At 38.7% G+C, this 21,764-nt stretch carries 21 protein-coding genes; 4 read left to right on the forward strand and 17 right to left on the reverse strand.

Going from position 1 to position 21,764, the window contains the following annotated elements; translation table 11 throughout:
• Positions 1-40: 40 nt before the first annotated feature.
• From F0342_RS10970 to F0342_RS10995, 6 genes are all read right to left on the reverse strand, one after another.
• Positions 41-1,516, reverse strand: a complete 1,476-nt coding sequence (locus tag F0342_RS10970; protein WP_149155958.1) for an alkaline phosphatase family protein — start codon at positions 1,514-1,516, stop codon at positions 41-43.
• 220 nt (positions 1,517-1,736) lie between these two features.
• Positions 1,737-2,144 carry a GNAT family N-acetyltransferase gene (locus F0342_RS10975; RefSeq protein WP_149155959.1) on the reverse strand — a complete coding sequence of 136 codons (408 nt, stop codon included), beginning with the start codon at positions 2,142-2,144 and terminating at the stop codon, positions 1,737-1,739.
• A 224-nt stretch (positions 2,145-2,368) separates the two neighbouring features.
• Entirely contained in the window at positions 2,369-2,986 is a 618-nt protein-coding gene (locus F0342_RS10980) for an IucA/IucC family C-terminal-domain containing protein (protein WP_149155960.1), read from the reverse strand.
• Entirely contained in the window at positions 2,983-4,026 is a 1,044-nt protein-coding gene (locus F0342_RS10985; protein ID WP_149155961.1) for a FecCD family ABC transporter permease, read from the reverse strand. Before F0342_RS10985 ends, F0342_RS10980 begins: the two co-directional genes overlap by 4 nt.
• Entirely contained in the window at positions 4,019-5,020 is a 1,002-nt protein-coding gene (locus F0342_RS10990; protein ID WP_262481702.1) for a FecCD family ABC transporter permease, read from the reverse strand. The genes F0342_RS10985 and F0342_RS10990 overlap by 8 nt, the downstream gene beginning before the upstream one ends.
• Before the next feature lie 67 nt (positions 5,021-5,087).
• Positions 5,088-6,080: an ABC transporter substrate-binding protein gene (locus F0342_RS10995; RefSeq protein WP_149155963.1), complete on the reverse strand. Its 993-nt coding sequence runs from the start codon at positions 6,078-6,080 to the stop codon at positions 5,088-5,090.
• A gap of 760 nt (positions 6,081-6,840) precedes the next feature.
• Here F0342_RS10995 and F0342_RS24835 point away from each other — a divergent pair.
• Complete coding sequence (locus F0342_RS24835) at positions 6,841-6,981, forward strand: hypothetical protein (RefSeq protein WP_188048496.1); 141 nt, start codon at positions 6,841-6,843, stop codon at positions 6,979-6,981.
• A gap of 250 nt (positions 6,982-7,231) precedes the next feature.
• Here the strand turns inward: F0342_RS24835 and F0342_RS11000 are convergent, their stop codons facing one another.
• Positions 7,232-8,401 (reverse strand): glycoside hydrolase family 18 protein, encoded by a 1,170-nt coding sequence (locus F0342_RS11000; RefSeq protein ID WP_149155964.1) that lies wholly within the window; start codon positions 8,399-8,401, stop codon positions 7,232-7,234.
• A 183-nt stretch (positions 8,402-8,584) separates the two neighbouring features.
• Between F0342_RS11000 and F0342_RS11005 the strand changes: the two genes are divergently transcribed.
• The 3 genes from F0342_RS11005 to F0342_RS11010 all read left to right on the forward strand — a co-directional run bounded on the left by F0342_RS11005 (position 8,585) and on the right by F0342_RS11010 (position 10,163).
• Positions 8,585-8,902 carry an antibiotic biosynthesis monooxygenase family protein gene (locus F0342_RS11005; protein ID WP_262481703.1) on the forward strand — a complete coding sequence of 106 codons (318 nt, stop codon included), beginning with the start codon at positions 8,585-8,587 and terminating at the stop codon, positions 8,900-8,902.
• Positions 8,903-9,023: 121 nt separating this feature from the next.
• Entirely contained in the window at positions 9,024-9,173 is a 150-nt protein-coding gene (locus tag F0342_RS24840) for a hypothetical protein (RefSeq protein ID WP_188048497.1), read from the forward strand.
• Between the two features lie 231 nt (positions 9,174-9,404).
• Entirely contained in the window at positions 9,405-10,163 is a 759-nt protein-coding gene (locus F0342_RS11010) for a YqjF family protein (RefSeq protein ID WP_149155966.1), read from the forward strand.
• Positions 10,164-10,197: 34 nt separating this feature from the next.
• Here the strand turns inward: F0342_RS11010 and F0342_RS11015 are convergent, their stop codons facing one another.
• From F0342_RS11015 to F0342_RS11055, 10 genes are all read right to left on the reverse strand, one after another.
• Positions 10,198-11,586: an FMN-binding glutamate synthase family protein gene (locus F0342_RS11015; protein ID WP_149155967.1), complete on the reverse strand. Its 1,389-nt coding sequence runs from the start codon at positions 11,584-11,586 to the stop codon at positions 10,198-10,200.
• A gap of 85 nt (positions 11,587-11,671) precedes the next feature.
• Positions 11,672-12,841 carry a Ger(x)C family spore germination protein gene (locus F0342_RS11020; RefSeq protein WP_188048498.1) on the reverse strand — a complete coding sequence of 390 codons (1,170 nt, stop codon included), beginning with the start codon at positions 12,839-12,841 and terminating at the stop codon, positions 11,672-11,674.
• 62 nt (positions 12,842-12,903) lie between these two features.
• Complete coding sequence (locus tag F0342_RS11025; RefSeq protein ID WP_149155969.1) at positions 12,904-14,016, reverse strand: GerAB/ArcD/ProY family transporter; 1,113 nt, start codon at positions 14,014-14,016, stop codon at positions 12,904-12,906.
• A gap of 27 nt (positions 14,017-14,043) precedes the next feature.
• On the reverse strand, positions 14,044-15,606 hold the full coding sequence (locus F0342_RS11030; RefSeq protein ID WP_149155970.1) for a spore germination protein: 1,563 nt from the start codon (positions 15,604-15,606) through the stop codon (positions 14,044-14,046).
• 75 nt (positions 15,607-15,681) lie between these two features.
• A complete protein-coding gene (locus tag F0342_RS24845; RefSeq protein WP_188048499.1) occupies positions 15,682-15,819 on the reverse strand; it encodes a hypothetical protein in 138 nt (45 codons plus the stop codon).
• 509 nt (positions 15,820-16,328) lie between these two features.
• The gene (menC, locus tag F0342_RS11035) at positions 16,329-17,438 is read right to left on the reverse strand and encodes an o-succinylbenzoate synthase (RefSeq protein ID WP_149155971.1); all 1,110 of its coding nucleotides are present in this window, start codon (positions 17,436-17,438) and stop codon (positions 16,329-16,331) included.
• Entirely contained in the window at positions 17,413-18,249 is an 837-nt protein-coding gene (locus tag F0342_RS11040) for a GNAT family N-acetyltransferase (protein ID WP_149155972.1), read from the reverse strand. The genes menC and F0342_RS11040 overlap by 26 nt, the downstream gene beginning before the upstream one ends.
• Before the next feature lie 16 nt (positions 18,250-18,265).
• On the reverse strand, positions 18,266-19,384 hold the full coding sequence (locus F0342_RS11045; RefSeq protein WP_149155973.1) for an amidohydrolase: 1,119 nt from the start codon (positions 19,382-19,384) through the stop codon (positions 18,266-18,268).
• Positions 19,385-19,401: 17 nt separating this feature from the next.
• A complete protein-coding gene (locus F0342_RS11050; RefSeq protein ID WP_149155974.1) occupies positions 19,402-20,781 on the reverse strand; it encodes a YjiH family protein in 1,380 nt (459 codons plus the stop codon).
• Positions 20,782-20,805: 24 nt separating this feature from the next.
• A complete protein-coding gene (locus F0342_RS11055) occupies positions 20,806-21,663 on the reverse strand; it encodes a MurR/RpiR family transcriptional regulator (RefSeq protein ID WP_149155975.1) in 858 nt (285 codons plus the stop codon).
• Positions 21,664-21,764: the final 101 nt, after the last annotated feature.

Here is a 21,764-nt window from a genome sequence, read left to right on the forward strand (position 1 = left end):
CCAACTCGTAATTGGGCTTGGCACCAAAATTAAATAAAATCTATGATGTAAGCAGTTCAAGAATCCAATCTTTCATTTCTAAAATCCGCATATGCCTTGGTGTTGTTTCCGTTCCATTCACAATCATTGATACGTAAGAATCTTGCATATGTAATCCACCGTGACTCGCACCACCAATATGTGTTGGAGAGCCTTCCCCTTTAAATTCATGACCCGGTTTAGCGCAAACAATTAAGTATTCTCCATCATGTGAGAAAAAGGAAGAATAAAGCCTTGATAAAGCATCAGGATAGTCCCCATATTTGATTGCATTATTTGTTATTGTAAGATCTAATATGCTAGTATTCCCTTCAATAAACCATGTTTGATTAAACTCATCTACATGTTTTCCATTAGGATGAAAGTGAAGCTGTCCACTATGTACACCGGATGTTACGATTACGGTATTGTCTTTTATGATGGCAATTACATCAATTCGATTATCTTTTTGGAGGATGCTTGCAATTTCCTCTAAAGGAGCTTTTTGATTATTTAGCGTATAAATAAAAGACATTCTTTCATTCACACAAAGAACGATTTCGTCATGCTCCGTTACGCCCTTTCTTAATTTCACAATTTGATATGAGTTTAATACTTTTCTAAGATCAATTAATGCAGCTTTTCGATTTTGATCAATCCACGCTTGTCCATTATCACCAAGAACAATCCAAATTGTGTCCTTTAATGCGTCATCCCAGGAAGGGTATTCATCTAAAATATTGCAAAGTTGCTGATCTACTTTCTCAATTCCTTTTATATCCGTTCTCCCATGTTTATGAACACTTTGATCTAAATCCGGAAAATAAACAATCGTAAAATCAGGTAATTCATTTCGTTTTATTAGATACCTTAATGCATTTGCTGAAAATTTATCGTTAAATCCATATCTTTGCCAAAAGAATGAGTTCTCTTTTAACGCGCTAAGTTTATGCATTGAACCATATGAGAAAATGTTCGGTGCATACGAATCAAGCTGTCTTTTTAACCCCGTTATAAATGAAATTAAAAACGGAATTTTTATTTGAGTAGGGTAATCCCCCCTATATAATAGTGCATTTATAGATGCACTTTGCAATCCTTTCTCTTTTAAAATTTCATGAATCGTTTTGTGCTGTTTACTTAAGTGTTGATGATTTAAACCATAAAAAATGTCGACCATCGCTTGCTTAATTCCTAGTTTAAAAAGCTCATGAACATGACCACCATAGTCAATGATTCTTTTTTCTTGTTGACTGTACCAAAGCAAACCAGGAACTTTATGTTCATCACTATAAACGCCTGTTAATAATGTACTGTCTACATTGACAGACATCGTTGGAAATGGACTAATCAGATTCGAAAAATATCGACCATTGTTTATAAAAAAGTTTAAGGCAGAAGCTTTCCCACTCTTAATTGCAGCTTGAATTGACGGGTCCATTAAAGAATCAATCACAAGCATAATCACTCTTTTTTTCTGAGGCTGATCTGATGTCATAACGTATCTCCTCTCAAAACATACTTTATTCTATTATGGAATGTTTTCCCTATAATTATTTATATAACTACAGAATAAAGTGACCTTTTTGGTAGAAGCCATTGTATTATCACGGTTTAACAACTTCATCTTTAATAATTTGATTAACCTCCATAATATTCTAAAAATGTCAAATAGCAATTTAGAGTAACAACTTCTATATAAGTGAAGCTCAAGGTATTTATCGTTTTAAATTTCTTGACATTCCAATTGAAAATTTTTTAAAACCTAAAGATTCATAATAGGACCCCAAATTTTCTTCACACATAAGTTGAGGAATAATTCGATTTTGCTCACAATGTTGAATTATTCGATTCAATATTTCTTTGCCGATACCCTTAGATTGATATTTAGGCAGCACACCGACTCCACAAATAATTCCAGTAACTACACCATCCGATATAACACGTCCCATACCCACTAATTGTTGTTTATCAAAAGCATATATTGCATACCAACTTTGATTACACATTTGTTTTAAATCATTAACTGTTAATTCAAGTGAATTCCATCCTAATGACTCGTATAAGGTCAATAATTGCATAAATTTTTCTGGGGGCTCAATTGTATAACATATAGTGTTTTCCAATATCTGCACTTCCTTTATGTTTTTACCCACAAATATCTATATTCTACATACCTTCGGTTACAATCCTGCATGTTAATTGAAGAAAGTTTGAGTAAGAAAAAAAGAGAATCACTTTAAAATGGTGATCCTCTTAGTTGATAAAATTATTAATTTCTTATTCTTAATAGCTTGATTGTGAGAGATTTTTAATATTGATCCAGCCATAGGTTTTATACATCCTACTATTATTTTACAGGACAAACAAGACAATGACTCATTTCTTTATCTTTTTCTAACTTATGAAAATAACAACACGTACTCCTTTTTTTAGTCATAGTAAGAGTATCTGGGGTAGTCAAATAGGTGGACATGGGATGTGACGGCTGATTGAAGTCCTTGGCCTCCAGACGATGTAGTTCGCTGACTAAATAGAATATCTTGTCTTCTAGTTCCGGGTGCTTTTCCACAGTTTTTCTAAAATATGAGTTGAAACGCACCGCTACATTTTCCCACAAAATGATAGAAGCTAGATTTGTGGTGCGGTGTAGAGCCGTTACTACCTCAGTCAAATGATCACAGAATAAATGTTTCCACGCCGTAGCTCTTGAATCCGTATAGGTGACTTGAGTTCCGTCAATTTCAAGGTTTAACTGTTCACTGAAATGACAGGCTGAGAGCGGAATGACTTTACAAGAGTCCTCCCATAACATTGAATTCAAAATATATGGAGGATAGATTTGAGCATAGCGCTTCATGATCATAGAAGCGGTTACCTTCATATTAGGCGCATGAATTCGATTTTGTTGATGGTGTAAAAATGTGTGACATTCATTATTGTTAAGCATGTCAGACAATAAAATCATTCTTTCATCCCCTCCCGGTTTCTATAGAGTAAGTAAATGAAAAAAGGTGCACCGATCCCTGCGGTGAAAACGCCAGCAGGGATGTCCGACGGTAAAAAAGCTGTCCGAGCTATAATGTCTGAAACCATGACAATCAAGGCACCAATCAAAGCAGAACCGATCACAAGTAGACCGAAAGAACGGTGGAGCAAGAGTCTAGCTATATGGGGTGCAATAAGACCAACAAATGCAATTCCGCCTGCAAAGGATACGGCAGCCCCTGCCAGACCGACACTTAAGGCTAGCAGCAATATACGGAAAAATTGGACACGTACCCCCATTCCAAGAGCGACATCATCTCCAAGGTGCTTGACATCAACAACTCTTGTAAAAAACAACGAAATCAATATTAATAACAAAATCACCGGAGATATAATCCAGACTTCCTGCCAATTGGCTCCATACAAGCTACCGGTTAACCATAAATAGACCTTGGATGCTACAGCTGATTCACTAGAAACCATGAACATCGTCACGATGGCATTTGTCAATGCAGAGATTCCTATGCCGACTAAAATGAGACGCATAGGTGTCACACCACTCTTCCAAGAAAGGAGATAAATGAAAACCGTGACGACAGCGGCCCCTATTATAGAAGCAAGTGGAAGCCAATGAACACTTACCTCCCCTAGTAAGAACACGATAAAAAGGACAGTTCCTACGGAAGCCCCCCCTGTTACCCCGACGATATCAGGGGAGCCAAGAGGATTACGGATCATTCCTTGCAGGATCAAGCCAGAGACTCCGAGTCCGGCACCGACAAAGACAGCCATCCATACGCGCGGTAACCTCAGTTCATTTAAGACAAAAGCATGGTCACTTTCAGAGAATATTTCCTGAATGACAGCGCTGAAAGGGATATAGCTGCTACCGGAAGATAAACTGATGACAAACACGATACACGCCGCCATTGCTAAAAGAACAAGCGTGGCAAGAGAACGTGTATGAAATTGCATTGAAATGGAATCAGATTTATTCCTGAATGTAAAATACTCAGTCACTTTTTTTCACTCCTTTCCTTGCAATGTAAATAAAGAAGGGAGTTCCGAACAATGCGGTCATAACTCCTATCGGCATTTCCTGAGGTGCAATGATCAATCTTGCGGCAACGTCCGAAAGCAATAATAGAATTGCACCGAACAGACCACTGAGAGGTATCACCCATTGATAGTTTGGGCCGGCTATTCCTTTAGCTATATGCGGCACGACAAGCCCTATGAATCCGACAGATCCAGCAACTGCTACAGACCCCCCTGCAAGAAATACTACAATGATTCCTGCCATCATTTTTACTAAAAGGGTGTTTTGTCCCAGGTTTTTTGCGATATCTTCACCGGACATCAATATATTTAATGGTTTCCCCATAAGGAAAGCTATAGCTGTTGCAATGACAACAAAGGGAAGCACAGGTAGGAGCATATCTAGATCACGTCCCGCCACCGATCCGGCTAGCCAGAACAATACACTTTGCATACGTTGTTCATCAAGAACAAGCATTCCTTGAGTGAAAGAAACGAATAATGCACTGATGGCAGCCCCTGCAAGAACTAGGCGGATAGGGGAAAGACCATCCATCCCAATGGAACCGAGTAAGTATACTAAAGCCCCTGCTGTCATGGCTCCGAGAAACCCAATCCACATGTAACTCGTCAAGGACTGAACTGAAAAAAATGTCGCAGAGAAGACAATGAAGAAGAGGGCTCCAGCATTAACCCCAAAGATATCAGGGGCGGCCATCGGATTTCGAGTCAAGGCCTGCATAAGGGTGCCAGCAATAGATAGGCTTGCACCGACGGTAATTGCCATCAAGGTTCTCGTCAATCGAGATGTCCGAACTATGATGTGATCCGTACTCGAAGGATCATAGTATACAAAAGATTCCCAAATGGTAGAGAAGGGAATCGATGTCTTTCCCAGGGCAAGGCTGGTTAATACAGCTCCGAAAAACAGTAGAAGTGAAGCAGTTAGAACGGTCCATCTTATGTATGGTTTCATTGTGAATATCTTCATAAAACTTCTCTCCATAGAAACAACGATAGGAGACATTCTCCTATCGTTGGCATTATTTTTCTAAATTAAATCGGTCATATAAATCATCTAACATAAGGTTGGCAGCACGAATACCTCCAGCCATGTTCCAAGTGACTTGATCGACGTTGTAAACTTGATCATTTTTCACCGCATCAAGTTTCTGCCATAGAGGGTGCATTGTCCATTCATCGTAAGTTTCTTTCACTGTGGGCTCATCTTCCATGAAGATATAGAATACATCCGCATTCATTTCGGTAATGCTTTCTTTATCCGAAAGTTTAATTCCCCATACATCTTCCTGTTGATTTTTGGGGCGAGTGAACCCAGCTTCTCTCAGAATGGAACCGGCGAAACCGTCAAAGTATATACGAGCATGATCACTGCGAAAGTTGATGAGAGAAACGTTCTTCGGCCATTCGTCTACTAACTTCTCGGTTGCTTTCGTTTGGAAATCTTCAATACGGTTATTCCAGTCTGAAAGGATCTCATCTGACTTGTCTTGTTGATTCAGAGCATCTCCCATCAATTCGACAGTACCTTTAAAATCATACAGTTCTTCAATGGCGATCGTCGGCGCAATTTGGTTCAGCTTTTCGTAAATTTCTTCATGACGCGTTTTTGAGGCGAAAATGACATCTGGTTTCAATGCTGCAATTTCTTCCAAGTTCGGCTGTGTTTCTTCTCCAATAATCTTAGTTCCTTCCAGGTCATCAAGAAGGTATTTGTAAATTGGCTTTTCCACCCAAGATTCCACAATTCCCTCAGGATCTATATCGAAAACTGTGGCTGCATCTGTAGCTCCCTGGTAAAGCGTCACCACTCTTTCTGGCGTTCCTTCAATCGTTGTGGTCCCCATCGCATGTTCAACATCACGAATATTCGACTCATTTGATGTAGAGTTTCCGGATGTCTTCCCTGAATCCGATGAATCGTCAGAAGAAGCGGAATTGCCGCATGCGGCTAGAAGAACAGTAAAAAATAAACCGATAAGTAATAGTCCCCATTTGGACGAGTGTTTTATCATATGTATCCCACCTTGTTTGAAATTGAGAATCATTCTCATCTTTGTATAGCTTATTCTAAATGAGAATGGTTGTCAATGGTAGAGTGGGCACTCCTATTAGTTTCATAGAAGTAAATAGCCAGCGATCACTATGAATCTGCTGAATTATCGTTTAATAGTAACTGGATAATTGACCCTGTATCTCGAGATTCAAGTTTTCCATAATCCTGACCTTTAACGGCATAATATTCCATTTGAAGATGAACCTTCTATGTCCTTTGTTCATCCTAAAAAAAGGAGTCTCACAGAAAAGATAATCTTTTTCCATCAAAAGGTGCCACTTCTATTTATACCATTCAAAGGCACTATCTACAGTCATCCGTTCTTAAGGCTCTTCACCATATTTACCCAGCAAATTCGCTTACTTTTTTTAATTTTCCCTTCCATCATCAAACAAATGAATATTTGCTTACGCCTTTTCTGATAAAAACGCATAGGAAATGTGAGCTCTGCCCAAGCGTATTGGACAAAGTTGCATAGTATATAGTAAGTCGGGGTTTTACCCAGACAACTTTCTAGAAGTTAGGGGGATTTATGATGTGGTTCCCATTTTCCAATCGGTGTGAAAGAGATAGAAGAGATGATTTTCATTGTTGCCGTTTTTGGGACAACTTGATGTTCATCCATTGTTCATGCGGTGATGACCATGATGTTTGCGACAAGCCAAGAAGAAGAGAATTCGATGAAAAAGAAATAAAATGTTTTAAAATAGAGGATAAACATGATTGTGACTGTCATAAAAAAGATCACCATCATCGTGATTGCGGATGCTTTAAGAAGCATGAACACCATTGTGGCTGCCATAAAAAGAAACATCACCATAAGTGTAATTGTCATCGATGCAAACACGATTACTAATTAATCAATCTGTAATGCTGGACCCACCCTGGTTGGGATGGGCTCTTTTTTTATTCTCTATTCCATTACTTTTTCAAACAACCCATATAAAATTGAAGAAAGAAGAATTATATTTTACATAAATTCAGATTCAACTTACTCCTTTTCCCCACTTAAAAAACCCCAGATTCAGTATAGACTTATTCTGAAAAAGAGGTTTTTATAGAATATGAGAGTATGTTGTTTACCATGCTCTTTATTTTTAAGCAGGATATTTATTCAGTATGTTTTACCGAATAATACTTAACGGGGTTTGTTTGGGAGTTTTTAATAACCTTAGAGATTGCTCCTGTAAGACTGTATGACCCTTTTGCATCCAGTCCTACCTCCCAGATCATCATTCCTCCAAATCCGTTGTATAATGCCAGGCTTGTTTTCTTTTGCATGGTTGCTTCACCATTATAGTAGTAAGTTGTGCCGTTCATGCTGATAATGTCCTTGTCGTCAATTTCCGGATTATGGTTAATAATAGCTTCATATGATACTGGCTTAATTGAGGGGTCTTCAGGCTGTCCATAGAAAGGAACTCCTAGAACCAGCTTATTCCTTGGAATGCTATGTGAATCAAATAGGCTCCCCCAATAGTTTACGATTTTCTCAGTAAAAGGATAAGGTGCCATATTGGCCGCATTATAGCCACCATCCCACTGTCCGTCGTATGCCATGATGTTTACATAATCAACATGCTGAAACATGGAAGCATCGTAATTTACAAAGTCAGTCTCAGTGCCAGTAACACTATGAATCTTTGCATGGACAGCAACCGACAGCTCCTTATTCACAGCATGGAGCTTTTTACTTAGATCATTGATGAAAGCGGCAAGATATTGAGCATCCTTCTTTGAACGAGGATGCTCAATATCAATATCGATGCCATCTAGATTTTCCCTGTTAGCGGTGCCAACAAGTTCATTCGCCAACTTTTCCCTAGAAGAAGGGCTTGCTATCGCCGATTTAAAGTAGTCATAGGATTCCCCGCCTTTTATATGGAACCATCCGCCTACTGCCAGGATTGCTTTTGCATCATGTTTATGTGCGTTAGAAACCGTACGGCGCAGATTATTCATAGCAGTATCACCATTAAAAGTAAGGCGTCCATCTTTTTCAGGGTGTGCGAACGAAAATATTACATGTGTTAAATTCGAATAATCAATAGCGGATGGGTCACGATAATCCTGCACGTAACCAATCAACACCTTAGAAGGTGCATCCGATATCGTTTTAGGTGAACTTTTTAGAACTGGATTTTTAGTAGATTGTTCTGCTGTCTTTGCTAGTTTTGTGGACACCTGGTGAACACTATTTTTTGTGAAAAATGTCCCTGCAGTAAAACCGATAGCAAAGATGGTCGCAATCATAATTAGAATCTGAACTTTTTTAATCATAAACACTAACCTCCGTATTGAAACCCTTTAAAGTGTAACAAAAAAGGGGGAGGTCAGGTTATGGTAATATATTGCTTGCATTCCTTAACTGTTAATAATCTGTGCATTTCCGATTGCCCATTTATATTCTGTTTGTTATTTCTCCATTAAATGGTATCATATTACCCAAAAGGAGGTGGAATGATGTCATCATCTGTTTTTATGGCACTTTATCGTCCCAAACCAGGAAAAGAAAGAGAATTAAAGGAAATTCTTAAAGTGCATATCCCTACTCTTCGAGAAGAAGGATTGATTACAAATCGTGAATTATTAACGCTTCAAGCGGAAGATGGGACCATTATTGAAATTGCTGAGTGGAAATCTAATGAGGCAATAGAAATGGCACATCAATCAAAAAATGTGATGTCCATTTGGGATAAAATCGGTTCAGTTGCTGAACTTACCAACCTATCCACGCTTAACGAGTCAAAGGAACCTTTTCCTAATTTCAAACCTTTATAACCTTACATCTTGACTCTACATATTTCTGTTACTGATATATAAATCAAATATATTTACAACACCTCTCTTGGTATAGTTTCATTCCTTTTTTGAGACAATAGTAAATGGAGGTGGATAAAAAATGTCAAGTCATCGCAAAGATTTTACATCATTTAAATATAGTATATGGAATACACGAACAGAAGAAAATCTCCATGGTTTTAAAGAAAAAAAGCTGACAGAATCAATTGAAAAAGACAACAACCATTCAATTAACGAAAAACAGAAATAACCATGTACAGCAAGCATAACCGGTTGCTTTTTGTTAATGATTTAACTTAATAAAAGGTATTCATATAAAATCCTTCTTCGTTATATTTATTTATATTTCTACTGCTTTGTATTCAAATAGAATAAATCACCAGGAATCTGCAAAATTTAATAAACATAAAGTAGTTCGAAATCCAAATGAATATTTTACACAATGCTCATGTTATATAATCGAATCTTATAACAAGTAAGGATGGATATTATGCAATCATTGGGTCATACAATACATCGCCCATTCCCACCACCTGAAAAAAAATGGATCATGCAACAAACATGGTCGAATCTTTTGTTTGTTCATTTTCCAGTATCAATAAACTCATTAAAAGAAGTTGTCCCAAGATCATTATCCATAGATACTTATACAGAAGTAGCTTGGGTAAGCCTTGTACTATTTACCATCGAAAATATATCTTTTAAAAACTTTCGAATGTTTACTCTGATACCATCATTTGCTGAAATGAACATTAGAACGTATGTAACCTATAAAGGTAAACCAGGTGTATATTTCATCAGCTGTGATGCAGGGAATCGATTCGTCTGTAACGTCGTCAAACGTTGGTATTCTATCAATTTCTATTTTGCAAAAAATATACTGATAAAGAAAAATCATAATAATCAACTATTCTTTAAAAGTAGCCGCATGGATAAGAACATGAATGATCAAAACATCGAAGCTCTATATCAACCAACATCATCCGTAATTTCTCACGCTAAGAAAGACACACTTGACTACTTTCTAACAGAACGTTATTGCCTTTTCAGCTGTAATATTAAGAATGACCTTTTCATTGGAAATATTCATCATGACCAATGGCCTCTTCAGCCTGCATATGCGGAACTTAATACCCCGGAGATACAAATATCCAATGACGTTTATATTCCTGTTTCTCCTACTAAGCTTCACTATGTTAAAAGGATGGATGCCCTATTTTGGAACATAGAAAAACTATAGATATTCACTTCATCCCACTTTGTGATGCTATTCCCTAATCATTATAGGTATTAAATGAATAGGGAATACCTAAATATTTTGCTGTTTTTTCATCATAAGAAACGATGTCAGTTGAAGATAATTGTTTTAAAGATGTTTTCCCCATCGCTCTCAGTGCCACTTTCATTTCTTCTGTACATGCTGTTAAGAATTTATGCCCTGCTTCTGCCCCCTTCTCAACGTCGAAACGATCTTCATATTTACCTCCATACCACACAAGCTGTGTTGGCGGCTCCCAAGGCATGGATTTGTTTAGTTGACTATGAGAAATCGCATATAGCATGGATGATCCTAAATAAACCGCATCTGCACCCATTGCAATCACTTTTAAGAAATCACCAGGAGTCGTCAAACCTCCCGATACAATCAAACTTATTTTCTCTTTCACTCCTCTAGCTTTTAAATAATTGGATGCACGAACGACGGCATGTAAAGTGGGGATTCCAAAATCATCTTGAATGATCGTTGGAGAATCGTGAGTAGATGCTTGTCCTCCGTCAACTGCAATAAAGTCAATGTCCAATTCAATTATTCGATTGAGGTCTTCCTCTAATTTCCCACCTGCCCCTATTTTGACCCCTATTGGGACCCCTTTTGAAAATTTCCGCAGATCTTCTACCAACTCCTTAAAATCCTCTAAGGTTTGATTTTCGAAGAAATGCTCATGGATGATCGCATCTTCTCCGTCTTTTATATTCATAATCTCTCTTGCTCTTCCTTTAAGCTTTTCAGGTGGGATCCTTGCTCCCATACCACCAAGGGCACCTTGGCCCAGCTTGATTTCAATCATCTTTGCTTTACTAATTTCATACTCATCTTTTCCCCAAGATGTTTTTGAAAACTGAAGAATGAAGTTTTCAGCTGCTTCTACTTCCTCCGGCAAAATTCCTCCTTCACCTGAATTAATAGCCGTGCCTGCTTTTGTAGCCGCTTGTGCCAATGCTATTTTTGATTTTTCACTTAATCCAACTCCATACCCCATCCCACTAATAAGCAAGGGAATTTTTAAATGAAGTGGTTTCTTAGCTTTTGGCCCGATAGTAATTGAGACATCGATATCAGTTTCATTACTTGTAGGAAATGGAAAAGTCTGTGCAGGGATAAATGTAATCGTTTCAAAGTTCGGCCAATTGCGTGGAGATCCCATTGGCCGATGAAGGACGTTTCCTCCTTCAGCACGCAAGCTATTTTCAATGATGGTCAATAGTCCAAATCGCTTCGTTCCTGGAAATAACTCTGCTACATTTTCGTCATAGGCATCGGATAAAATTCTTTTCATCATCATGTGATATATGATCGAAACAAGCCTTTTCCAATTCAAGAGGATAATAAAAAAGATGACATTCGATAGAATGAGAATGGCTAAAAGAATTTCAGTAACCATGGTCCCCTACTTCCCTCCTTTCATGAAATGAAATGTCCCTAAATATGAAGTCTTTCTGGTTCATTACTATAATAAAAAAATGAGTTTATTCTTGTTTATTAATCTTTCTACCCTGTGTTTGAAACTGTCGAATATGTACATTCACTTTAGTATCGATTTCTGTATCAACAAACCGTTCTTCCCAGTCTTCTTTTATTTTCTTCCACATTTTCGGGTGATGGATACGTAAACTATCTCCGAAGCCGGCGACATCAACCCTCAAGTCTTGTTGCGTTTTCATTAATCCGGATTCTATCATCCGTTTGATTTCTTTTTTTATTTGTTCTTCTGCTTTTTGAATAAACTTTTCATCAAATGCATCGCTGCTTTCAATCCAATCTTCTGATAATCGTCCTTCCGTGTCGATGTTTACATTAAATGAAATTTCTTCACCTTTCACCTTTGGAACAATTCTGCTCCTCAGGTTGTCAATTTCATAAGTAATGATTTGATCTGTTCTATCATCTTTCCCTGTAATAGCACCCGCTTTCGCTTCTCCAGTCACGAGATTTATTCCAAAGGTTTCCTCATCATTTAACTCTCCTATCATTTTATGGGTGTGACCTTTAATAATAGCTGTACCGATTACTTGAACTCCTCCATTAATTGCTTTTACTTTTTGTATCATAACACTGGAATTCGAAGACATTTTTTCAGAGAAATCCCCCAAGGTCGAGACAGGAGGCATTTTTCCTGTTTTTGTTTCCATATGTTCTGAAATAGAATACAAAGTTAAGGCAGGGATAGGTTCGATCCCTCCCTTAATATCTAAGATTTCACTTGCATCTTCTTCGGAGATTAATACATGGACGGTCCTTCTTATTTCATGATCGCGAAAAAAAAAGTTCAATAATTGAAGCAAATTAATGGATCGAGCAAATTTTTTACTGATAACCAAGACTTTCAAATGGGCATAATTAGGACTGCGGCTTGTGACTGTCGAATGTGTTCTACCACCTTCAAACAAAGAAGATTCCTGGATCGAAACGTTATGGAATGGCAATTCCTGGCCACCACCCTTTTCACCAGCCAACACGCTGGGTACAACATACTGTAATGTGAATTGGGGTGTGTGACGTTCATCTTCCATGTTATCAAGGGCTACACCAATTACCAGCCCGGTATCTTCAATTTCAACACGATCCCAACACCCTGTCGTGAACAGAAGAGAGAGGCAACAACAAGAAACCAATAAACCTTTTTTTACTCTTATCATGTCGCACCCTCCTTTTTTCATCTGGTAATAAATCAATCAGGATAATGAGAAAGTCATCTTTATTAAGATTCCTCGGAATTTGCTTTTCTACTTTTCTTCTTCACTAATGTTATGAACCATAAGGATAGTGGGAAGATCCCGCTGACTAAAATTCCAAAGTAACCAACATAATCACCATATTTAAATACGCTATTAATATCCTGTGGATACATCGCTGCTAAATAAATGACAGGTATTAAGACATACGTAATGATTGAACTCTTCTTATTAAAGGTTTGTTGCCAACCTAAAGAGGCAATGTACAAAGAAATAGTGAAAGTTGTGAAGGTAGTGATCACCCACATAATAATAAAGAATGTTTCAAACCTTTCCAGGAAAAACCCTTTAAGTTCAATCGATTTTACCAGTTCCATTGTAGGGAAGGTAAGGAGCCGCACCTCTTCTACAGTTAGTGCCCCGATAACCAGGACCAACATGATCAAATAGATGACCATGGTTAATCCAATACCCATTAATGTTGTGTAGAGGGCCTTTTGTGGCTTGTCCATATAGGCTGTTAAAATAAACATGATTTCAAAACCGAAATACGAAAGTGCTGTCGGTTTAATTCCTTGAATGATAGGCCTTATCCCGTCACCTAAGACAGGTCTGACATTATCTACTTCAAAGTTGGTAAAACTTAAGATAAACATAAATAGAAAAAAAACAAGAATGATTGGAAAATAAAGTTCAAAGAGTTTAACAATCGGCTTTATCCCTCCAACCACTAAATACACACCTACACTGATAAAGATGGACATTGTCACTTCAATCGGTGTTTGGTCCAATAAATAACCACGAATAACCTCTGCCATTGCACGCACTTCATATCCAGATAATGTTATGAAATAACTTGCGATGGTCAAGTTAAGCAGGAAGCCAATTGGCTTTCCAGTGATATGACGGCTATATTGGTAAAACGTTTGCCTTGGGAACTTCCTGCTGAGACTGACGACGAAAAATGCAAAAATCATTGCAATGCATCCTGACAAGATCACACTTAACCAAATATCGGGTGTTTTAACAGCTTCTGCACTTACCCTTGGGAGTGATATGATTCCTACACCCATGATCATCATAAACACTGCAACCGAAGCTTGAACATTTGTGATCTTGTTTTGTGAATTCGGAATCATTCAACTCACCTCCAACTATTAAAACGGTTAGTCCATGCGTTTGGAGTCTTTTGGTTTAAACATATCCGGTCTTTGGGTTAAAGACTTTGTTGGAAAACGAACGATCGCATCTTTCCAATCGCTGAATGAATATGGAACGAGAGGAGAGGTGTAATCCACACCAAAGCTTTTTAATTTCACGAGATGGATAGATATGACCATGGCAAACATGATAATGCCGTACAATCCAAGTATGGCAGCAGTTAACATCATACCAAATCGTAGTATTCGGATTGCAATCCCAACTCCATATTGTGGCAATGCGAAGGAAGAGACAGCTGTAAGAGCTACAACAATAACCATCATTGGACTTACTAAACCTGCTGATACAGCTGCCTCACCGATGACCAGTCCACCAACAATTCCTACGGTTTGCCCAATTGGTTTTGGCAATCTTACCCCTGCTTCGCGTAGGATTTCAATTGTCACTTCCATCATTAAAGCTTCCGCAATGGACGGAAACGGGACCCCTTCACGGCTTCCTGCAATGGAGATCACCAAGTCGGTTGGAATAAGACCGGGATGATAAGATACAAGGGCCACATATAAAGAAGGAGCAAACAATGAAACGATCACTGCGCCAAATCTCATTAATCTCAGGAGTGTTCCCACGAACCATCTTTCATAGTAGTCTTCAGGTCCCTGAAGAATGGATTTAATGGTTATTGGGAGTAGCAGAACAAACGGAGTTCCATCTATTACAATCGCTATGCGTCCTTCTAATAGACTAGTCGCCACTTTATCTGGCCGTTCAGTTGTCAAAATCTGTGGAAATGGTGAATAGATATCATCTTCAATTAACTGCTCAATGATTCCTGATTCAGGAACTTGATCAATGTCTATTTGATCTAAGCGTTTTTTTACCTCTTTGATCAGCGTTTCATTAGTAATATCTTTCATATATGTAAGAATAACCGTTGTTTTACTCCTTCTTCCAATGGTATATTTCTCAAACATTAAATTCGCATCTTTAATTCGCCTTCTAATTAAAGATATGTTTACAAGAAAATTCTCTACAAATCCTTCTCTAGAACCCCTGACCGTAGCTTCAGTAATGGGTTCTTCTATTTGTCTTGAAGGCCACTGTTTCGTTCCCAACAGAAGAGCAGTATCACACCCGTCAATGAATAAAGCTGTATCTCCACTTAAAATGTCCATAAGGCCATCTTCAATTTCTTTAACTTCCTTGACATCGGTTAAGGTAACGACATGTTTATTTATTTCATTTATTATGGAACCGCTATTCCATTCTTTATTATCATTGTTCCCATGCTTATCAAGATCTAACATGATGGATTTTAAAATTTGCTCATATATTTGCTCTTTATCAACAAGCCCTTTAATAAATACAATGGCAGCATTGACGTTAAAAACATCAATATAAAATTTCCGAATGGCGAAATCAGGATTATTCCCTAAAATCATTTGTAATTGTTCGAGATTAGAATTCAGGCTCGATGAAAAGAACTCTTCACTTGATACCATAGTCGTTTGTTGTTGAGAAAAATGAATCTGTTTTTTCTTCTTTTGTGACCAAACCCATTTATTCATCCCCTTCACCACCTTCTATAAATCATAATTAGATTCGAAAGGGTTACAAGCCCGTAATATTTCTTCGGTTACATCCTAACTTACATTTCCTTCTTTTTTACTTGAGTTCCGTAACCACCTTGATATCCTCGAAATCGTAAATGGAATAATAAACGCAATAAAAGCCCCTACTATATGATCCCATTGTGGGAGATAAGCCAATACTTTTTCCATAACTGCATCACCTACTGCTTATATTTCCCAATCTATCCTTATTCATTCAGTTCAATAATCGTTTATTAGCCTCTTATCTTTTTGTAACGGGTCAATAGATCTTCTCCTAAGTTGATCACGATATTGAGAATACTTTTTTAAAAATTTTCCATGCCTATGAAAAAAGAAAGAGGCTGGGACAAAACTAAAAAACCACGATAAAAAGACGAACAATAGAAGTGTAGGTTCTTCATACCGCTAATGATTTCCGTGCAAGACTACGCTTTCCGCGGGTAGCCCGTGAGCCTCCACGGCAAGCCTGCGGGGTCTCACATAAGCTACTTTCCCGCAGGAGTCTTCGTCTTGCACTCCAATCAACCGCTGGAAACAGCTAAAATCAAATGATTCGAAAATAAATAATAAACCCGAACAAATCTGCTCACTAAGAAGCAGGTTTGTTCGGGTTTGACTTAGGATAAAAAACTTTTGTCCCAGCCTCTTTCTTCTAATCACCCATTCTATTAAGGAATCTAAAAATGATAAACCCTACTAAACAAAGTCAAAGCCTCAATCTGATTGAAATCCGGCTCATAACCGATTCCTGGCGTTTCAGGTACAGCAATGTATCCGTCCTTCATGGATACCTCCGGCTTAATGATATCCCGTTTCCAATAATGTGATGAAGGAGCGGTATCTCCTGGAAGAATAAAGTTACTCAGTGAGGTAATGGCGAGATTATGAGCTCTTCCAATCCCTGCTTCAAGCATTCCACCGCACCACATCGGAATATGATTCTCGACACATAAGTCGTGAATTCTCTTTGATTCCGTAAGCCCGCCTACCCGACCGATTTTTAGATTCATGATTCTACAGCTTCCAAGCTCAATCGCCTTTCTCGCATCCTCATAGCTGTGGATGCTTTCGTCCAAGCAGATGGGCGTTTTAAGCTGAGACTGCAGCTTGGCGTGGTCAATGATATCATCATGATCCAATGGCTGTTCAATCATCATTAAATCGAATTCATCCAGAGCTTTGAGGGTTTTAATGTCTTTTAGAGAATAAGCGCAGTTTGCATCGGCCATGAGTGGGATATTCGGAAATTCCTGTCGAATCGATCTAATGATTCCGGTATCCCATCCTGGTTGAATTTTCACCTTGATCCGCTTATAGCCTTCTTTCAAATAATCTTCAATTTGCTTTAACATAAGGGTCTCGGATTGCTGAATACCTACACTTACTCCTACTTCGATTCTGTCTTTCGTCCCCCCCAGAGCTTTTGCTAGCGAGAGGTTGTTCTCCTTTGCATATAGGTCCCAAATCGCACATTCAATGGCCGCTTTGGCATTATAATTGCCTCTGATTTTCTTAAATCTGCTGTATGCCTCATCAGGATGTTGGACCGCTTCCCTCTGCAGAAGAGGAATCAAGTGGTCGCTCATCATATGCCAGTTGGTTTCCACCGTTTCTTCGTTATAGATCGGCTGGGTAATCGCAACCGACTCCCCCCATCCTGATAAACCTGATGCTGACTTCACTTCAACAAGAATAATCGTTTTATCTGTTTCCGTCCCTACACTCGTCGTAAAAGGATGCAGTAAATCCATCTTGATCTGTCTAAGAATGATTCGTTTGATTTCCATATTGATGTTCACCTTTCTCCATGAGGTATAGGTATTGCCCGTGATGTTCTTTATCTTCGACGAGGTCTGTCACGATCCAACCATGATTTAAGTAGTGAGAAAAGACTTCTCTTGTTTTTTTCCGCCAATCGATAGCAAGTGAAAGATTTGCCCTTTTGATTTCCTGGAAATGGCCAGGAACCGAAACGGAAATGTGATTTTGGTTGAGGGTTAAATCTACCTTATCTACAAGCCAACCATGTTCACATTCTTTTAAATCAATAGCACAATGAAGGTTTTTCCCTGTCACGCTATTACGATTCGTTTGACGTACCCACCACTCTACAAGAAACCTGTCGGTCGCTATTCCCGCATTCAATTGATCAGACATTTCTCCATAAATATTGGGGATATACTTACGGACAACAGCCCCAAGTTTATGTAAGTTCAGGTTACCGTTCACGGTTTCCAACGGATCATATGTCCAAGTGATGACATCATACCCCATCTCGCCAGCCGTATTTTTTTGTGCTCTTTTCAGGATTTCTCCAATCCCAAATTTCCTGAAATCGGGATGGATTCCTAAACTATGTGATACAAGATACACCTTTTTTCCATCAAAACCGGGAAAACTATATTGAAAGCCGATAAGCTTCTCATGATAATAGGCTCCAAGAATGAATCCGCCATTCTTTACCACAGCTACACTTTGATTAACCGGTACAGAATCTTCAAAACTCCACACAAGTGACTCCAATCTTCTGACAGCCTCTAAATCCTCTAGAGAGTGCAGCGTCCGGATCTTCAATGATGTTTGTATGTCTTGTTTCACGATCTTTACCTCCTCATTACCAGTCGTGTCGATCCGCTACTAATAACATCTCTATTAATATCTTTGTTCCATAAACCAGAGATTCTTGATTAAATTCCATGTGAGGATGATGTAATCCTGGTGAGAGACCACATCCAAGCCCGATCATAGTCGAAGATAAACCAGGATGTTTGATCGAATAAAAATGAAAGTCTTCTGCTCCAGGAGAAATACATTCTAATACCTCATTTTTCTCTCCAAGAACCGAACGAATTGCTTCACGAGCTAGTTCGATTGCCCGTGGATCCTTTACAGCAGCTGGCAGATATTCTTCCACTTGATAGGTGATGTCGGTATCCGTCTCCTGTTGAATATCTGAAATCAGCTGTTCTGCTTTTTCCAATAATGCTGTCATGGTGTCATTCGATTCAGCTCTTAAATCGAAGGTGAAATGTGCATTTTCCGGAATGGAGTTGGATGATTCGCCTCCGTGCAGCTCAGTGATCTTAATGGAATAACGATTTTTGACATTCAATCTGATCTGCTTGACCGCTTGAATCAATAAAGACGCAGCCTCCAGAGGATTGTTCCCATGTTCCGGCCTTGCTGCATGTGCAGGTATTCCTTTAATCGTTCCCTTTAGCGCTGCAGTAGAACTATGAACGATAACAGGAGCAGCCATTTCATAAGGGACCTCCATTTCTGGTCGAAGATGAATTCCGCCAAGAAACTTTACATCATCGAGAACATTCTCTTCTATCATTTTCAGTGCCCCCGCTGCCTTTTCTTCAGCTGGCTGAAAGATGAAGCGAATCGTATAATTTAATTTTCTTTTCGCTAGTGCAAGAGCTGTATACAAAACCATCGTACTATGGGCATCATGACCACAAGAATGATTCGGTTTAACCACTCCATCCACTTCTTGAAGCAATGCATCCATATCGGCACGAAGAGCAATTACCTTTGACTGCTCACCCTTTAACTCTGCAATAAATCCGAAATGCCCTTCGTACGTTTTAACAGAAAAGCCGGCTTCTAAAAGTTTAGTTTTTAAATAGGTGGATGTCTTTTCTTCCAACCAGCTCGGTTCAGCCAGTTGATGCAGCTCCTGATAGGTTTTTAGAATCTCATAACGATGTTCATTTACAAAGTTCATAGTGTTTCTTCCTCCTATCAAAAAATCATATGTGCAATCACTACGACAATAGGTAGAGTAATGCATGTCCGGATTAAAAAGATCAAGATCAAATCTACGATGCTGACAGGCAGCTTCGAACCAAGAAGCAATCCACCCATTTCAGACATATAGATTAATTGTGTAACAGATACACATGCAATGACAAACCGGGTAAGTTCACTTTCAATTCCACTACCGATGACCGCGGGAAGGAACATGTCGGCAAATCCGACTACCATGGTCTGGGCCGCTTCACTTGCTTCAGGAACCTGCATGATGGTAAGGATAGGTTCGAAAGGTTTCCCAAGATAGGTGAAGAGAGGTGTATAATCTGCTATCACCAGTGCGACTGTCCCTATCGCCATAACGATCGGTAAGACCCCCAGCCACATATCCAATACGTTCTGAACGCCTTCTTTTACGACAGAAACAGGTCCATTATTCTTTTTAGCCTTTGTTACAGCTTGATGAAAACCCCATTTAACAACGGAAAAATCGGATGGAATCCCTTTTTCGTTCTTTAATTCCGTTCTTTCATAACCAGTATTCGGTTTTCTTGACAATGGTGGTATACGTGGCATGATCAATGCCGCTACAAGCCCGGCAAAGATGATCGTTGCGTAATAGTGCAGGAAATATTGCTCTAAATTCAAATAAGAAATGACTACAATCGTAAACGTAATCGAAACAACAGAAAAGGTAGTGGCAATCACAGCCGCTTCACGTTTGGTATAATACCCTTCTTCATATTGCTTGGTCGTCAGAAGAACGCCTATTGTGCCATCTCCCACCCACGATGCCAGACAGTCGAGTGAAGAACGGCCAGGTAATGTAAAAACAGGTCTCATCACTTTCAACAACAAGGCACCAAAGAACTCTAATAAACCAAAATTAAGAAGGAGAGGAAGCAGTAGACCTGCCAGTAGAAAAGTAGAAAATAGTATAGGAATCAGATCATAGATTAAGAGTCCACCAGTGTTTTCTGAGAAAACCATCACTGGTCCAAATTGATAAATCGTCATCACAGCAAACAATGTGCCGAGGACACGTGCAACAAGCCAAAACGGACTAATGATTAAAAGAGTGCTTAAATATCGACTATTTGTAATAAAAGCTGGTTTGATCGTTATCGCTATGAGTGACCCTATGACAGATAGCGCCATAATTAGCGCTGTTATTGCAGGGATAACTTCACCTAGATACACATTTATTTGTCCAGCTAAATAAGCGACAGGAATCGTGATGCCATCTTCTGTTGTAATCGGTACAATAAATAATAGGATTCCAATTAATGATGGAATCAGGAATTTCCATATGTCACTGGTAGTATATGCTTTCGCTTCTATTTTTTGATTCGTTTGTGATGCCCCGTTCATAAATTCTCCACCCCTCTATTTGTCTTATTCAATAAATAATCCCTCATTTGTATATAATTGCTCTAGCTTCCTTTGCCGAATACTTATGTTGTCTTGATCTCGATGTTGAAGACCTATTAAAATGAGTTCGACTAAACTAACGACAGATGCAATCGAATGATGTCCTGAATTCATCCCTTCCTCGGTTGTGAGTGTAAGGTCAGAAATTTGTCCGAGGGGTGATAATTGTCTATTGGTGATCGCAATGACATAAGAACCTTGTTTTTTTGCCTTCTCCACAAGCTCAATGGATTCAGTGCGGAACCGGGGAAACGAAAACATAACCACAGTAGAACGTTGATCCAAATCACATATATCTTCAGGGGGAAATCCTGCTGGACTAGAGAGGAACACGTTTGTCCTGTATTGTTTTAACGTATAATACATCCAATAAGCCGCTCCATAAGAACTCCCAAATCCACCAATATAAACTCGCTCTGATAGTTTTAAGCGATCAATGGTTTTCCATATTTCTTTCACGTCTAATTGACTCATTAGCTGCTCCAGTACGGATTTTTCTTTCTCAATGACCTTGCTGAATACACTCTCCTCATCACCATCTGTTGAGGATGAAGGAAATGATTCATTTTCATTAACCTGCTTCTTCTCTAACCAATCCCTTCGCACCACTTCCTGCATTTCAGAATATCCTTTAAAGCCTAACGCGTATCCTAATCGAATCACAGTTGTTTCACTTACACCAACTTTCCTCCCCATCTGAAAAGCCGTGAGTATCGCTGCTTCACCTTGCTGCTGAAGAATCAACTCAGCGACTTTTTTTTGCCCGGCAGATAAGGAAGAATAGTTTTCTTTAATAATTCGTGCAATTGATTTTTGAACCATGACTACTCCTTTCTGTGCACCGAAGGAAATCCTTCGTTTTTTATAGTATAGTGTATGATATACTTCATATTCAATGAGAAATTTTATAATTCTGATATTTC

The organism is Bacillus sp. CH30_1T (genome assembly GCF_008364765.1).
Taxonomy (GTDB): domain Bacteria; phylum Bacillota; class Bacilli; order Bacillales; family Bacillaceae_B; genus Rossellomorea.